The following is a 14,381-nucleotide window of genomic DNA, read 5'->3' as shown; positions in this document are numbered from 1 at the left end:
TAGTGCCGGACCGGAATCGGCGGATCGACGGCCGGACCAGCTACGTCAGCGGCGTCCAGCTGCCGTCGGCATTGCGGCAGGCGGTTCCGCGCGCTGTGGCGCCGGCGGTACCGGCAAACACCGTATGGGTGTATTGCCGGCAGTCCTGCGAGCCGACGCGATAGGGCTGGGCGGCAACCACTTCGCCGCGATGGGCCGAACTGTCGCTCTTCCAAGCCACTTTCTGGCCGCTCGCCGTGTATTCAAGCGCCTTGTATTCCGCCTCGAGCGCGCTGCGTTTCTCGGTCTCGCTCAGGCCGGCGCCGATCGAGCCGCCGACGAGGCCGCCGCCCATGGCGGAGATGATCGTCGTCGCCACCTTGGCGCCGCTGGGGGGCGTCGCGGCCGGCGTCACCGTAACGGCCGGGCCGCCCTTGCCGAGCGTCGTGCAGCCGGAGACGGCGAGCAGGGCGGAAACGAGCGCGACGCGAATCTTCATGCCAATACCGGCTTTCTTGAGCTGGACCGCCGCGCTGTCAGCAGGCTGACGCGGCCATAATGTCGATGTTTGTCGGAAATTTGGCCGCAGCCGGCCACCTGGAAAAGCAATCTGGAAAAGCATTACTGAAGGCTCCGCAATCGAACCATCGCCTTCAATCCACCCATGACGGATCGTTCCAGCGCCAGAACGCCTCCATACTCGTTGACAAGGTCGGCGACAATGGCAAGTCCGAGCCCGCTTCCCGGTTTTGTCTCGTCGAGACGCCGTCCGCGCTGCAACACCTCGCGCGCCTTGTCGTCGGGAATGCCGGGGCCGTCATCCTCGATGCTAATCTCGAACAGATTGGCGGCACCTTCCTTGCCGGCGCCACCCTTGCTGGAGATCGGCTTGACCGAAACGGCGACGGCGCTCCTTGCCCATTTCATCGCATTGTCGAGCAGATTGCCGAGCAGTTCCTCCAGGTCCTCGCGCTCGCCGGCGAAGACGATTTCGGTGGCCGGCAGTGAGAGCGACAGCGCCGTCTGCGGGTTGAGCTTCTGCAGCACCCGCACCATGCGCTGGACCAGCGGCGTCACTGGCGTCCGGTAGACGACGCTGTCGCGCTGCGCGGCGACGCGGGCACGTTGCAGATAGTGGTCCACTTGCTTTTGCATGGAGGCAGCCTGCTCAGCGATCAGCTGCCCCTTGGCGCCACCCAGCGCCCGCCCCTCGTTGAGCAGCACGGCAAGCGGCGTCTTCAGCGAGTGCGCCAGGTTGCCGACCTGCGTGCGCGACCGCTCGACGATACGCCTGTTGTTCTCGATCAGTGCATTGGTCTCGTTGGCGAGCGGCTCGATCTCGGCCGGGAAACGGCCGTCGAGGCGTTGCGCGGTTCCTTCGCGCACCATGGCAAGCGCATTCCTGACCCGGCGCAGCGGCTGCAGGCCGAGCAGGATGGCAATCGCGTTGATGGCGATCATGCCGACGCCGAACAGCGACAGATAGGTCAAAAGGCGCCGCTGGAAGGTGGCGATTTCCTGCTCGAGCTCGGTCTGGTTGCCCATGACGCGGAAGCGCGCGGCGCGGTTTTTCGCATCGAGGACGAACTCGCTCTCGAACACCTCCAGTTGTTCGCCTTCGATGCCGTCCGCTGAATAGCTGCGCTGGAAGCTGGCATTGAAGGGCACCTCGGCGACGCTTGGCGACGGGATCGCCTTGGTCATCGACGACGAATGGAGATCGCCGTGCACACCTTCCGAGGCGGGCTCGACCGACCAGTACCAACCGGAATTCGGCTCCGAGAACCTCAAATCGCCAAGGTCGGGGGCGCCCGTCAACTGGCCGCTTTCGGAAACGCCGACCGAGCCGATCAGGTTGAACAGATGCGCCGAAAGCAGGCTGTCGAAACCGCGCTCGCTGGCCTGGCGATAAAGCGTGGTGATCAAGGTGAAGATGACGACCAGAGTGAGGATCGCCCAGACCGTGGAAAAGGCGATGACGCGAAACGCCACCGAACGCGGCCATGACCGCAGCGACGGCGTGTTCGAGACGGCGGGTTTTGTAGGCAGCGGTTCCGCGTTACGCCTCCGGCTTACGCATGCGGTAGCCCATGCCGCGAACAGTTTCGATCATGTCGATGCCCATCTTCTTGCGAAGCCGTCCGACAAAGACCTCGATCGTGTTGGAATCGCGGTCGAAATCCTGGTCGTAGAGATGCTCGACCAGCTCGGTCCGGGACACCACCTCGCCCATGTGGTGCATCAAATAGGCAAGCAGGCGGAATTCGTGCGAGGTCAGCTTCAGCGGCACGCCGTCGACGTCGGCCTTGGAGGCCTTGGTGTCGAGACGCAGCGGCCCGCAGGTCAGCTCGGATGAAGCGTGCCCGGCAGCACGCCGGATCAGGGCGCGCACCCTGGCCAGGATTTCCTCGATGTGGAAAGGTTTGGTGACGTAGTCGTCGGCGCCGGCGTCGATGCCGGCCACCTTGTCGCTCCAGCGGTCGCGTGCCGTCAGGATCAGCACCGGCATCTTGCGGCCGCCGCGCCGCCAGCGCTCGACCACGCTGATGCCGTCCATCTGCGGTAGGCCGATGTCGAGCACCACGGCATCGTAGGGCTCGGTGTCGCCGAGAAAGTGCCCTTCCTCGCCGTCGAAAGCGCGGTCGACGACATAGCCGGCATCGACCAGCGCGTCGCCGATCTGCCGGTTGAGATCCTTGTCATCTTCGACGACGAGTACGCGCATGCGGAAGGCCTGTTGAAGCTGTTCAGATATAGGCCGATTCCGGCGGACTGGGAAACGGCACGGTTCAGTTCAGCGGAACGACGATCTCCGAGCGACGGGGACGCTGCCCGTCCTTGCCCGGAACGAGCACGACGATGACGCAGACCGGCTGGCCGCCGCGTGTCGACTGCGAGGCCTTGGCCAAGGTGCCGCCATTCTGCTCCGCCACCTGCTGGCCGATCGCGTAGCAGTCGGACGCGGCGAGGACGACTGGCTGAGTCCACTCGGGCGCGACAGCGGGGATCGCCATCGCTTGCGACGCAAGCAGGCCGGCGGCTAAGAGCGCCAGTACCGCGGTCAAGAAGTGGAAGCGAAGGGTTTTCATGACCAGCGTTCTAACGCGCCGGTGCTGAACGTGATATGAACGGTGAACGCTCGAATGCATGCCCGCCACACCCCTGAAGCGCGAGATTATCGGATTGCCATTTCGCCGCCCGGCCCCGCGAAATCGCCAATGTGTAACCTAGCCCTGCAATCCTTCGCCGACAACCGGCATCATCAGGCGGGCAGGACCATTTGGGAGGACGAAGCATCCGGCCCAAGACACCGATGGCAGTTCAGGCGAACCGAACCTGAAACAAAAAACCCGCCTCTGCGGCGGGTCATGGCGCCATCAGCACCATAGTTGAATTAGTAGCATAGCTGCCAGCACAAAGCAAGAACAAAATTGCCCGATTTGCGAAAAGGTGCCCGGTGGTCAGCCCTCGTCCTTGATCACGGCGCGGAAGCGCAGCAGCCCGTGATGGGCCGAAAGGTCCTCGTCGTAGCGGGCTTCAGCGAATTCGAGCTTGAGGTGGGCGCGGCGATGTCCGCCAAGCGAGAGTGCCGTATCGCGCAGGCGGGTGCTGACTAGGTCCATGATGTCATTGGTTTCCTTGCTGGCCTCTGATTTCGACCAGACATGCAACGTCAGCAACTGTTCTGTGTCGTTCTCCATCCCCGTTGCCCAATCGTAGACGCTGGTGCGGCCGAAGGTCATGTGGGGGAACGCAACATTTTCCGGCGCATGGTCGAACAGTCTTGCATCGCCCAGTGCCGCCGACAGGTCGGGATCGCCGTTCACTGCCTCGAATATGGCCCTCTGCAATTCGACGGCCGGCGCGGTCATCGTCTTTCCCTTCGCCCGTCGCGTCGACCTCCCGGCTGCGTAGCTGCGTTGCATGAAGGCATCCCGGCAAAGCGCGAATCAGCGCGTCTCGTGCGGATTATGAACCTTCCTGCTCTCGGCAATAAGCCCTGCTCCTGGAATGCGCGACGCCGGGCCCTCCGCGCCAACCTGCGCGAATTCATTTGGCATGCAGGAGATCGAAAAAATGATGCTATGACGATGTCTGGTTTTTCCAAACATTCGAGGTCGTTTTTCGTGCGCGAGCCATCGCTGCTGCCTGTTTTCGGAAAGCTTGGGGCCAAGGCGCCGCCGGTCGCGATTGCGGCGTCGACCATGTCGACGACCGTCAAGAGTCTGGTCAACCGCACGCGGGAGGTGCTCTCGGCGCACGGTAGCCTGGCCCTGAAGCTGTCCGTCGTTTTGTGGACGCTGCTTGTCCTGGCGGCAGTATTCTTCATCGCCCAGGCCTGACCGAGCGACACTCATCGATCGGGCGGAAACTAAAGGACGCCAAGATGGCAAACCGCTACGCGCTGCGTATGGAACGTCCTCACAGTTGGACCGTCTTCGACGTCTTCACCGGCCAGCGGGTCGAGCTCAAGCAGCAACCCATGGTCGGCATTAACACGCGCGATGCGGGCGCGATGGTCGATCGGCTGAACAGTCGTGACATCGCGGCGGGCGAAGGCGGACCGGAAGCCCCGAGAAAGCGTCTTGTGGACGGATCGCGACGGATCTAGCGAAAATCGGCCGCAGTCAGCACATATATGCTCCTGCGGGTGCGGGCATAGGCATTCCTGGCGACATCGTGGATCGAGCTGGAAGCCGTGTCGAAGGCCGCCAGATAGGTAGCTTCCGAGGCCGCCGTTCCCGGCTGCACTTTGGAGATGGCATCGGTTGCGACAGAGAAGGAGATCTGGAACATGCCGTCATGGCCGACGAAGCGGATGCGTTTGCTTGCCTCGTCGTAGCTGCGGCTGGGATTGGGAAATGTCAGGCTCATGATTTGGCCTCCGTCGATGCAGATACGGCATGCTTGACTGTCCGCGCCGCCCGCTTCTTCTTTGGGGCGACCGGATTCAGAGCTGCCGCCGCGCGATCCGCCTCTTCCTTGGCCAGTCGCAATTCCCTCAGCTTCGCCGTCTTGATCATCCTGGCCTTCGCCTCCGAGAGATATTCGGCAGTTGCTTTGTTCCGCTCCGCTGTTTTCTTTTGATTTTCCATGAAGCGAGCCTGAGCTTTTTCCATGATGTTCTGATTGCCTTCGGCCATCGGTAAATCTCCCTTGCAGCGAAAGTCGTGAATGTGAGCTTCACCGTAAAATAGGTGTTCAAGGACAGAAATTCAATTTCATTAATATTCGGCAAGGCCCCGAACACCGGGGGATGGCCAAGCAAAATAATACATTCAATATTTGACATGCCCTATGAATATTTTTTGGCACTCCTATCAATCGAGTGCCAGAGCGCCTATAGAGAGGGGCGGCCGCCTAAGCCGGCCCCAGAAAGAGTCCCCATGAAATTCCGGCCACTCCACGATCGCGTCGTCATTCGGCGCGCCGAAAGCGACACCAAATCCAAGGGCGGCATCATCATCCCCGACAATGCCAAGGAGAAACCGCAGGAAGGCGAAGTGATCGCCGTCGGGCCGGGCGCGCGGGACGAAAGCGGCGTGCTGATGGCGCTCGACGTCAAGGCCGGCGACCTCATCCTGTTCGGCAAATGGTCCGGCACCGAGCTCAAGATAGACGGCGAGGACCTTCTGATCATGAAGGAGGCCGACATCATGGGCATCATCGACAAGAGCGAGATGGGCATCATCGACAAGAGCGAGACGGGCATCATTGCCAAGAGCGTGGCTGCCAAGAAGGCCGCCTGATTGGAATGCCGCGCGCCCAACCGGGCGCGCAAAGGATGCTCCAAGCTTTGATTCAGGCGCGCTGCAAGCGTCTTGCCACGACCAACCGAACTGGAAAAAATCATGTCTGCCAAGGAAATCAAATTCTCCACCGACGCGCGTGACCGCATGCTGCGCGGTGTCGAAATCCTCAACAACGCCGTCAAGGTGACGCTCGGCCCCAAAGGCCGCAACGTCATCATCGACAAGGCCTATGGCGCGCCGCGCATCACCAAGGACGGGGTGACGGTGGCCAAGGAAATCGAACTTTCCGACAAGTTCGAGAACATGGGCGCACAGATGGTGCGCGAAGTGGCCTCGAAGACCAACGACCTCGCCGGCGACGGCACCACCACCGCCACAGTGCTTGCCGCTTCCATCCTGCGCGAGGGCGCCAAATTCGTCGCCGCCGGCATGAACCCGATGGACCTTAAGCGCGGCATCGACCTTGCCGTCAGCGCTGTCGTCAAGGAAATCCAGGCGCGCGCCAAGAAGGTCAAGTCCTCAGGCGAGATCGCGCAGGTCGGCACCATTGCCGCCAATGGCGACACCAGCGTCGGTGCCATGATCGCCAAGGCGATGGACAAGGTCGGCAATGACGGCGTCATCACGGTTGAGGAGGCCAAGACCGCCGAAACCGAACTCGACGTCGTCGAAGGCATGCAGTTCGATCGCGGCTATCTCTCGCCCTATTTCGTCACCAATGCCGAAAAAATGCGGGCCGAGCTGGAAGAGCCCTACGTGCTCATCCACGAAAAGAAGCTCGGCAATCTGCAGGCGCTGCTGCCCATCCTCGAAGCCGTGGTGCAAAGCGGCAGGCCGCTGTTGATCATCTCCGAGGACGTCGAGGGCGAAGCGCTGGCGACGCTGGTCGTCAACAAGCTGCGCGGCGGCCTCAAGGTCGCGGCCGTCAAGGCGCCTGGCTTCGGTGACCGCCGCAAGGCGATGCTGGAAGACATCGCCGTGCTCACCGCCGGACAGATGATTTCCGAGGATCTCGGCATCAAGCTGGAGAACATCACCATAGACATGCTCGGCCGCGCCAAGCGCGTGCTGATCGAGAAGGACACCACCACGATCATCGACGGCGCCGGCGAGAAGACCACCATCCAGGCGCGCGTCCAGCAGATCAAGGGGCAGATCGAGGAAACCACTTCCGACTATGACAAGGAGAAGCTGCAGGAACGTCTCGCCAAGCTGGCGGGCGGCGTTGCCGTCATCCGCGTCGGCGGCGCCACCGAATCCGAGGTCAAGGAAAAGAAGGACCGCATCGACGATGCACTGAACGCCACGCGCGCGGCCGTGGAAGAAGGCATCGTTCCCGGCGGCGGCGTCGCGTTGCTGCGCGCCAAGGCTGTGCTGAACGGGCTGACCGGAGCCAATGCCGATGTGACGGCGGGCATTTCGATCGTGTCGAGAGCGCTCGAAGCGCCAATCCGGCAGATCGCCGAGAATTCCGGCGTCGAAGGTTCGATCGTCGTCGGCAAGCTCGCCGGCAGCAAGGACCACAATCAGGGCTTCGATGCCCAGAACGAGGTCTATGTCGACATGATCAAGGCCGGCATCGTCGACCCCGCTAAGGTGGTGCGGACGGCGCTGCAGGACGCGGGCTCCATTGCCGCGCTCCTGATCACTGCTGAAGCCATGATCACCGACGTTTCAGCCAAGGAAGCCGCTGCTTCGACCGGCGGCATGGGCTATTGACCAGCCGCTGCCGGAAACAAGCCTGAAAGACAGCCGCCGGGGTATCTTCCCCGGCGTGCACCATCGGCAAGGAGATCGATCCATGATCGCATTCGTCCCGAAGCCAAATGCGGCGGCGAAGACCAAAGTGGCCGAGGAAAGCCGCTTCGATCGCATTCGCAGGCTTGCCGACAAGTACAGGAAAGCCGACGCCGGCACGATAGGCCGCGACCCGAAAAAGATCGCGGACAAGCGTCCCATGTGACCCGCGAGATCAGCGTCAGATCATGAGACCGGCGGCCAAAAGTCTACAAGCATCCGTTTCCAGCGCCGACGGTTGTCAAGTCAACGGCTTGTTACCTCGGCGTCCCGCAAACTCGACCTGACGCTGCGGACGAGGACGAGCATGGTTTCCACCGCCTCTTCGTCAGAGAGGCCCTGGTTCTCGACAAGCGACAGCCAGGTCGTGAAGTCCAGCGCATGTCCTATCGTGGCAACGAGCAACCTTGCAGTTCCGCCATCCGGGTCGAGGTAGCCTTGTGAAAGGATCGCGACGCCTTTTGCGAGAACCTCTCGCCTGCGGGCCAGTGCCGCGGCAACCACCGGCATTTCGGCATCGCGATACAGATTTGCGAGGAGTTGCCGCTTGCGCCTGTAATAGCCGTAGAGCTGGAAAAGCGCTGTCCGGAGCCGGACTTCCGGTTCGACGATCGATCGCCAGGCTTCAGGGTTGGGTGGCGGGTCCTGGCCGAACGAATATGCCGAGCAAGCATTGAAGACCGCTTCCTCGTCGGGAAAATGACGGTAGACGGTTAGCCGTTGCACCCCCGCTTTCTCAGCGATGGCGCTCACCGTCGTTCGCGATGGGCCCACCGAACAGTGCAGATCGAATGCTGCGCGGGCGAGCGCAAGATGGGTCTCGGCCTGCTTGATCGCGCGTCGCTGCAACCGGTATGAGCGCCGCTGGCCTTCTTTCAGTGAACTCATATGATCACCGATATTGACTTGGGTTCGAATGGCGCGTAGAAATGGGTGATCGGCAGCGTACACCCATTTTCAGGAGGATGATATGGAACACGCAGTGCCTGATCCAAGCCTCCAACGTACGACGGCTTACTCGCCTCACAGCCATTCATCTGATCCCATCACAATTCTGCCTGGAGCCGGTGACCGCTTTGATCTGGGCGGTTTCGGCATCCACTGGAAGATAGACGGATTCCACACCGGGGAGCGCTTCTCCATCGTGCACCATCCGCTCGCCCCTCGTGCGCTGGCCGCGCCCTTGCACCGGCATCACCGTGAAGACGAATATTCATATGTGCTGAGCGGCAGTTTGGGCGCGTTGCTTGGAGAGAACGTTGTTACCGCTGGGCCGGGCACATGGCTGTTCAAGCCGCGAGGCGAATGGCATACGTTCTGGAACGCGGGCGACACGCAGTGCGAAATCATCGAAGTGATTTCGCCTGCCGGCTTCGAGAATTATTTCCGCGAACTGGCCGTCATCTGGCCAGACAGAACAAAGTCCGGCGAGCTTTTGCGGAAGTACGAACTGGATATGGACTTCGATAGTGTTCCAGGCCTCTGCACCCGATTTGGACTGACATCCGCACGCACCGCCGCTGCAACGGCTGAACCGCTCGCGATATCTTCATCGCCCTCATCTTCATCGCCCTTGTAGGCAGCGCCAAAATGGACGAATAGTCATAGTGGTGCGCCGCCGTGAAATTGCCGGCATGCGGTTTCTCAGTTGGCGGCATCGCCGCAGCCGGATCCTGGAATGGCCAGTCCTTTGGAACCACGCAAGAGAAGAGGTCCGATCGCTGCAAGGCTGTTGGCGGTGGATGCGTGGATCGATTCCTCGGTCTACGAAATCGGCTTCAGGGCGCGCCAGTTCTGGGAAGCGGCGACCATCTTCTCGCGGCGTTTCCGCGTCGGCGGCTGGCGCCGCGGCCTGATCGAACTGTTGAGTGAAGGTTTTACGCTGGGTGCCGGCGGCATCGTCGTGCTTTTGGCGCTGGCCTTGCCGGCCTTCCAGATAACCGCCGGCGACTGGCGCACGCAGGGCGACTTCGCCGTCACCTTCCTCGACCGCTACGGCAACGAGATCGGCCAGCGCGGCATCATCCAGCGCGATTCGGTGCCGGTCGACGAGATGCCCGACCATGTCATCAAGGCGGTGCTGGCCACCGAGGACCGCCGTTTCTTCGACCATTACGGCATCGATGTGCTCGGCCTGTCGCGGGCGATATTCGAGAATGTGCGGGCCAATTCCGTGGTCCAGGGCGGCTCGAGCATCACCCAGCAGCTGGCCAAGAACCTGTTCTTGACCAATGAACGGACGTTCGAGCGCAAGATCAAGGAAGCCTTCCTGTCGCTGTGGCTCGAAGCCAATCTGTCGAAGAAGGAAATCCTGCAGCTTTACCTCGACCGCGCCTATATGGGCGGCGGCACTTTCGGCATCGAGGCCGCAGCCGATTTCTATTTCGGCAAGAGCGTCAAGGACCTGAACCTTGCCGAGGCAGCGATGCTGGCCGGCCTGTTCAAGGCGCCGACCAAATATGCGCCGCACATAAACCTGCCCGCCGCCCGGGCGCGGGCCAATGTGGTGCTGTCCAATCTGGTCGATTCCGGCTTCATGACCGAAGGCCAGGTGCTGCAGGCAAGGCTGCACCCGGCCGAAATCGTCGACCGCGGCGAGCAGAAGAGCCCCGACTATTACCTCGACTGGGCCTTCGACGAGGTCAAGAAGATCGCCGCCAAAGGCGGCCCGCACTCGCTTGTCGCGCACACCACCTTCGACGCCAACATCCAGAAGGCGGCCGAAGAATCGATGGAGTTCCACCTCCGCCAGTTCGGCAAGGAATACAACGTCACCGAGGGCGCCATCGTCGTCATCGAGACAAATGGCGCGGTCAGGGCGATCGTCGGCGGCCGCGACTACGGCGCCAGCCAGTTCAACCGCGCCACCAAGGCACTTCGCCAGACCGGCTCCTCGTTCAAGCCCTATGTCTATGCGACGGCGATGGAGCATGGCTTCACGCCGGATTCGGTGGTTTCCGGCGGGCCGATCTCGTGGGGCAGCTGGTCGCCGCACAATTACAATGGCGGGTCGGCCGGCAACGTCACGCTGATCACAGCGATGGCCAAATCGATCAACACCGTGCCAGTGCGGCTGGCCAAGGACTATCTCGGCATCAAGCCGATCAAGGCGATGGCCGAGGCGATGGGCGTCGAGTCGCCGCTGGAATCGCACAAGACCATGGTGCTCGGCACGTCGGGCATGACCGTGATGGACCAGGCGACGGGCTACAGCGTATTCGCCCAGAACGGCTTTGCCGGAACCCGGCACGGCGTCAGCCAACTCTTCACCCGTACCGGCGAGGTCGTCTACGACTTCGCCAAGGATGCGCCGCCGCCGCATCGGGTGCTGTCGGAACAAGCGCTCAAATACATGAACACCATGCTGGCGGCGGTGCCGGTGATCGGCACTGCCCGGCGCGCGGCCCTTCCAAACATCGTCGTCGCCGGCAAGACCGGCACGACCCAGTCCTACCGCGATGCCTGGTTTGTCGGCTTTACCGGCAACTACACGGCCGCCGTCTGGCTCGGCAATGACGACTTCACCGCGACCAACAAGATGACCGGCGGCACGCTGCCGGCCATGGTGTGGCAGCGCCTGATGCTCTATGCGCACCAGAATATCGACCTCAGACCGATCCCCGGCCTCGATCACCCCTTCGTCGATGCCGAAATCGCCGCCAAGGCCGAGGAAGCGGAAAAGAAGAACGCCGAACAGGCAGCTGCCGACGCCGCCGCCGAGCGTCCGCCGGTGCTGTCCAGCCGGACCACCCAGACACTGAAGGAACTGACCAAGCTGTTCCAGGCGGCACCCGTGCTCGACGCGCCCGCTGCACCGGAGACCCTCTCGGCGCTGTGACGGCCAATTCCACGCGGCCGCTTGCCACAAGGCCCTGCGCCGCGATATCCCCGAGCGGCAATCTTTCAGTCCCGGCCTTCGGTTCCCTGCCTCCTCATGCTCAAGAACGCCTTCCTGACACTGCTTTCGCTTGCCATCGCCGTCGTCGGCGGTGGCGGCAGCGTCTGGTATGCACTGAAGCTGCAGGACGGCGTCGGCGCCATCAGGATCGGCCAATGGACCGCCTTCCCCGATATCGGCACGCCGACGGCTGATCCCTATTCGAAGGCCCGCGTGGCTCGCGAAGGCGTGCTGGCGCTCGGACAGGCGGAAGGACTGTCCTTCATAGCCGAGCGCGATTCCGGCGGCGAACAGCTCAAGCGGCAATGTGCCTACAAGATTGCGGGCGGCTTTCCCACCGCCCGGTTCTGGACGCTTTATGCCGCCGACCAGTCGCTTGGCGTGGTCGAGACCGGCAAGCTGAGGCCGGCTGCGCTACAGTCCTATCAAGTGCTGCGCCAGGCCGACAATTCGGTGGTCATTTCCGTCGGCAGCCGCCCTGCGCCCGGCAATTGGCTGCTGACCAGCGGCGCCGGCAAGATGTACTTGGTGCTTACGTTCTACGACACGCCGATCGCCAGCAGCACCGGTCTCTCGGACGTCACGCTGCCGCAGATCCAGAAGGTCGGCTGCAATGCGTAGCCTGCTGCATGCCGTGCTGCTCGGTCTGCTCGGCGCCGGCATCGTGCACATCGTCGTGCTGCTGCTCGTCCCCGAGTTTTCCGAACGCGACGCCTGGTCGCGATTGGCCATGGCTTCGGATCTCTACAAGATGACCAGGCTCGACGCGGAAGCCGGCGGCGCGCCGGTGGTGAAATCGGTCGATCCGCTGTTTTATGCGGCGGCATGCCGCTTCGACCTTGCCGAGGGGATGGTGCGGGTCAAGGCGCCGGGAAAGGTGCCGTTCTGGTCGATATCGGTCTATGACCGCGGCGGCCACAACATCTACTCGTTCAACGACCACAGCGCGACCGCAGGCGTGCTCGACACCGTTGTGCTGACGCCGGCCCAGATGATCGAGGTCCGCAAGGATCTTCCCGAGGAACTGCAAGGGGCCATCTTCGTCGAGGCGCCGATAGAGGAAGGCGTCTTCGTCATCCGTTCGTTCGTGCCCGACGACAGCTGGAAGCCGATCGTCTCGCGGTTTCTCGAACAGAGTTCCTGCGAACTCCAGGATTTTTAAGCCCGGGTCCGACGCTCAGTGATGCGGTACCGGCAATGTTCCCGAAGGCCCCGGCTTGTCGGGGCCGGCCGGCCGCGTTTCGCCCGTCAGCGGCCGCTGCTCGTAGCGCACCCCGGGAAAGATGATCACTGCCGCCGGCGCGGTTTGTTGTGCTCGATTGGTTGCCGCCGTTCGCGGCACGAAAGACAGTACCATGCCCATGGTTCGCGTATTCCTCTCGGTTGCCCCGGAGCACAACGCAACGCCTCCATAGTCGATTAAGAAGGCAGTAGGTTAACGGAGCGCTAACGGATCGCCGCTAAATTGATCTTTGTTCTTGGGAAACGCGAAACCGGTACAGCCCGGCAGAGCGCCCTCCAGATCGTGTCGAGTGTCAGGCGTATCCTTCGTGTCAGCTTCGGATTTCAGGCAAATCGCAGCAGGAGCTGAATCGGGAAAGGCCGAAAGGCTGTTTCGCGCCGCGGTATCGGCGTTCTGCTCGCTCACCCGCCCTTCGCGCCGGGAGATCGCGCAACTCGAAGACCTGACGCTGCCGCTTTTCGACAATGTCTCGGTCGAATCGCGCCGCTACGTCGCGGCAGCCCTTTCCGAATGCGAATATGCACCCGCCGCGCTGGTGCGGCGACTTTGCCAGGAGCGGGTCGACATCGCCGCTCCGCTGCTCATCCGCTCGCGTGCCCTCAGCGACGTCGACCTCATCGCGCTGATCGGGCGTCACGGCCTGCCGCATGCCCGTGCCATTGCCCGCCGCAAGGATCTCAATCAAACGATCGCGGATCTCATCAAAGTGCTCGAAAGGCCGACGCTGGTGCGGTCGCAGCAGCAGCCGGAAACAACGGCCAAAGCCGCGTCCGAAAACGCCGAAGTGGTTGCGGGCGAGGCCAACAGGCAAGAGGCTTCCGATGCCGCCGAAACTGTACGCCGCCGGTTGCGATCCATGATGCGCGCCGAGAGCGGCACTGCCATCGGTCCGTTCGTCGAGCCACAAACCTACGTCAAGCTGCGCGAGACCGCGCTGACCGGTAATGCGGCATTCTTCCAGACAGCGCTCGCCGATGCGCTCGAAATCGATTTTTCAACGGCGCGGACGCTTACCGCGAGCCACAATTACGCACCGCTGCTGACCGCCTTGCGCGCGCTCGACCTTAGCGAAGACAAGGCGTTCCTGATCACGGCCGCCATCTATCCGACCGCGTTTCCGCACCCGCAGGCGATCCGCATCTTCCTCGACCGCTACCGCCTGCTGCACCGCGAAGCGGCGTTGGACGGGCTCCGCGCCTGGAAGGCCGACACCGTGTCGAAAATCGTTCGCAAGCCCGGGCGCGTCGCCGCAAATGCCGACCTGCGCAAGCAGAACGGCGCCGATATGACCGCCACCCCAAAGGCTCATCGCGTTTGAAGGCTTGCCGTTACGACGCCTTGACCGAGATAAGCTCCTCGACGGGAACGGCGCCCGCCTCGATCTCAATCACCCAGATATCCGGATCGAATTTCTTCTCGCGCTCCAGCCGCGCGTCGAAGATGGCGGCATCGTCGCCTTCGCCGAGCAGGCTGAAAAAGCGGTCGTCCGGCCTGGCCGAATCGTAGCTCGTCTGCGGCGCCGGCCCGAACAGCGCCATCTCCCCCAGCCTGCCCCGCGTCAGCACGAAAACCGCACCGGCTTCCGTCGCGCCGCGCTTGACCACGGCGGCAAAGCCGCCGGCGCTGAAAACCCGGCGCAACAGCGCCGACACCCACAGATCGGTGGTTACGCGCATAGAAAATTCCTGGACATGCGGCGGTCCTTACAGCA

Annotated in this window: 20 protein-coding genes; 10 read left to right on the top strand and 10 right to left on the bottom strand. The window is 62.6% G+C overall.

Annotation, left to right across the window (positions count from 1 at the left end; translation table 11 throughout):
- Positions 1-40: 40 nt before the first annotated feature.
- The 5 genes from AC0L2X_RS03380 to AC0L2X_RS03360 form a co-directional block, all read right to left on the bottom strand.
- Positions 41-478, bottom strand: a complete 438-nt coding sequence (locus tag AC0L2X_RS03380) for a hypothetical protein (protein WP_473554457.1) — start codon at positions 476-478, stop codon at positions 41-43.
- A 122-nt stretch (positions 479-600) separates the two neighbouring features.
- A complete protein-coding gene (locus AC0L2X_RS03375) occupies positions 601-2,028 on the bottom strand; it encodes an ATP-binding protein (RefSeq protein WP_352490940.1) in 1,428 nt (475 codons plus the stop codon).
- A 10-nt stretch (positions 2,029-2,038) separates the two neighbouring features.
- Positions 2,039-2,704 (bottom strand): response regulator transcription factor, encoded by a 666-nt coding sequence (locus AC0L2X_RS03370; protein WP_023718390.1) that lies wholly within the window; start codon positions 2,702-2,704, stop codon positions 2,039-2,041.
- Between the two features lie 64 nt (positions 2,705-2,768).
- A complete protein-coding gene (locus tag AC0L2X_RS03365) occupies positions 2,769-3,068 on the bottom strand; it encodes a hypothetical protein (protein WP_473554454.1) in 300 nt (99 codons plus the stop codon).
- 372 nt (positions 3,069-3,440) lie between these two features.
- A complete protein-coding gene (locus AC0L2X_RS03360) occupies positions 3,441-3,851 on the bottom strand; it encodes a DUF3168 domain-containing protein (protein ID WP_352665893.1) in 411 nt (136 codons plus the stop codon).
- A gap of 48 nt (positions 3,852-3,899) precedes the next feature.
- On the opposite strand from AC0L2X_RS03360, the gene AC0L2X_RS03355 reads away from it, so the two are divergent.
- Positions 3,900-4,322: a hypothetical protein gene (locus tag AC0L2X_RS03355; RefSeq protein ID WP_473554452.1), complete on the top strand. Its 423-nt coding sequence runs from the start codon at positions 3,900-3,902 to the stop codon at positions 4,320-4,322.
- A gap of 44 nt (positions 4,323-4,366) precedes the next feature.
- Positions 4,367-4,591 carry a hypothetical protein gene (locus tag AC0L2X_RS03350; RefSeq protein WP_473554449.1) on the top strand — a complete coding sequence of 75 codons (225 nt, stop codon included), beginning with the start codon at positions 4,367-4,369 and terminating at the stop codon, positions 4,589-4,591.
- On the opposite strand, the gene AC0L2X_RS03345 is transcribed toward AC0L2X_RS03350, so the two are convergent.
- On the bottom strand, positions 4,588-4,854 hold the full coding sequence (locus tag AC0L2X_RS03345) for a DUF1488 family protein (RefSeq protein ID WP_023718394.1): 267 nt from the start codon (positions 4,852-4,854) through the stop codon (positions 4,588-4,590). The genes AC0L2X_RS03350 and AC0L2X_RS03345 overlap by 4 nt on opposite strands.
- A complete protein-coding gene (locus AC0L2X_RS03340) occupies positions 4,851-5,123 on the bottom strand; it encodes a hypothetical protein (protein WP_292658482.1) in 273 nt (90 codons plus the stop codon). The genes AC0L2X_RS03345 and AC0L2X_RS03340 overlap by 4 nt, the downstream gene beginning before the upstream one ends.
- Positions 5,124-5,366: 243 nt before the next feature.
- Here AC0L2X_RS03340 and AC0L2X_RS03335 point away from each other — a divergent pair, with 243 nt between their 5' ends.
- From AC0L2X_RS03335 to AC0L2X_RS03325, 3 genes are all read left to right on the top strand, one after another.
- Positions 5,367-5,729: a co-chaperone GroES gene (locus AC0L2X_RS03335; RefSeq protein ID WP_473554445.1), complete on the top strand. Its 363-nt coding sequence runs from the start codon at positions 5,367-5,369 to the stop codon at positions 5,727-5,729.
- A gap of 102 nt (positions 5,730-5,831) precedes the next feature.
- Entirely contained in the window at positions 5,832-7,451 is a 1,620-nt protein-coding gene (gene groL, locus AC0L2X_RS03330; RefSeq protein WP_473554443.1) for a chaperonin GroEL, read from the top strand.
- A gap of 82 nt (positions 7,452-7,533) precedes the next feature.
- On the top strand, positions 7,534-7,695 hold the full coding sequence (locus tag AC0L2X_RS03325; RefSeq protein ID WP_352490842.1) for a hypothetical protein: 162 nt from the start codon (positions 7,534-7,536) through the stop codon (positions 7,693-7,695).
- Positions 7,696-7,775: 80 nt separating this feature from the next.
- Here the strand turns inward: AC0L2X_RS03325 and AC0L2X_RS03320 are convergent, their stop codons facing one another.
- A complete protein-coding gene (locus AC0L2X_RS03320; protein ID WP_352490841.1) occupies positions 7,776-8,480 on the bottom strand; it encodes a TetR/AcrR family transcriptional regulator in 705 nt (234 codons plus the stop codon).
- 19 nt (positions 8,481-8,499) lie between these two features.
- Between AC0L2X_RS03320 and AC0L2X_RS03315 the strand changes: the two genes are divergently transcribed.
- The 4 genes from AC0L2X_RS03315 to AC0L2X_RS03300 all read left to right on the top strand — a co-directional run bounded on the left by AC0L2X_RS03315 (position 8,500) and on the right by AC0L2X_RS03300 (position 12,589).
- Positions 8,500-9,108: a cupin domain-containing protein gene (locus AC0L2X_RS03315; RefSeq protein WP_473554440.1), complete on the top strand. Its 609-nt coding sequence runs from the start codon at positions 8,500-8,502 to the stop codon at positions 9,106-9,108.
- 99 nt (positions 9,109-9,207) lie between these two features.
- Positions 9,208-11,367 carry a transglycosylase domain-containing protein gene (locus AC0L2X_RS03310; protein ID WP_473554438.1) on the top strand — a complete coding sequence of 720 codons (2,160 nt, stop codon included), beginning with the start codon at positions 9,208-9,210 and terminating at the stop codon, positions 11,365-11,367.
- Between the two features lie 96 nt (positions 11,368-11,463).
- Positions 11,464-12,048: a DUF1214 domain-containing protein gene (locus AC0L2X_RS03305; protein ID WP_473554435.1), complete on the top strand. Its 585-nt coding sequence runs from the start codon at positions 11,464-11,466 to the stop codon at positions 12,046-12,048.
- On the top strand, positions 12,041-12,589 hold the full coding sequence (locus tag AC0L2X_RS03300; RefSeq protein WP_254819944.1) for a DUF1254 domain-containing protein: 549 nt from the start codon (positions 12,041-12,043) through the stop codon (positions 12,587-12,589). Before AC0L2X_RS03305 ends, AC0L2X_RS03300 begins: the two co-directional genes overlap by 8 nt.
- 15 nt (positions 12,590-12,604) lie before the next feature.
- Here AC0L2X_RS03300 and AC0L2X_RS03295 read toward each other — a convergent pair whose 3' ends face one another.
- Entirely contained in the window at positions 12,605-12,790 is a 186-nt protein-coding gene (locus AC0L2X_RS03295) for a hypothetical protein (RefSeq protein ID WP_292658434.1), read from the bottom strand.
- Positions 12,791-12,977: 187 nt separating this feature from the next.
- Here AC0L2X_RS03295 and AC0L2X_RS03290 point away from each other — a divergent pair, with 187 nt between their 5' ends.
- Positions 12,978-13,988 carry a hypothetical protein gene (locus AC0L2X_RS03290; RefSeq protein WP_473554431.1) on the top strand — a complete coding sequence of 337 codons (1,011 nt, stop codon included), beginning with the start codon at positions 12,978-12,980 and terminating at the stop codon, positions 13,986-13,988.
- 10 nt (positions 13,989-13,998) lie between these two features.
- On the opposite strand, the gene AC0L2X_RS03285 is transcribed toward AC0L2X_RS03290, so the two are convergent.
- A complete protein-coding gene (locus AC0L2X_RS03285) occupies positions 13,999-14,346 on the bottom strand; it encodes a DUF1491 family protein (protein ID WP_473554430.1) in 348 nt (115 codons plus the stop codon).
- Positions 14,347-14,381: the final 35 nt, after the last annotated feature.

The sequence above is a fragment of the Mesorhizobium sp. WSM4828 genome (genome assembly GCF_055811175.1).
This window is presented reverse-complemented; position numbering and strand designations above follow the sequence as displayed.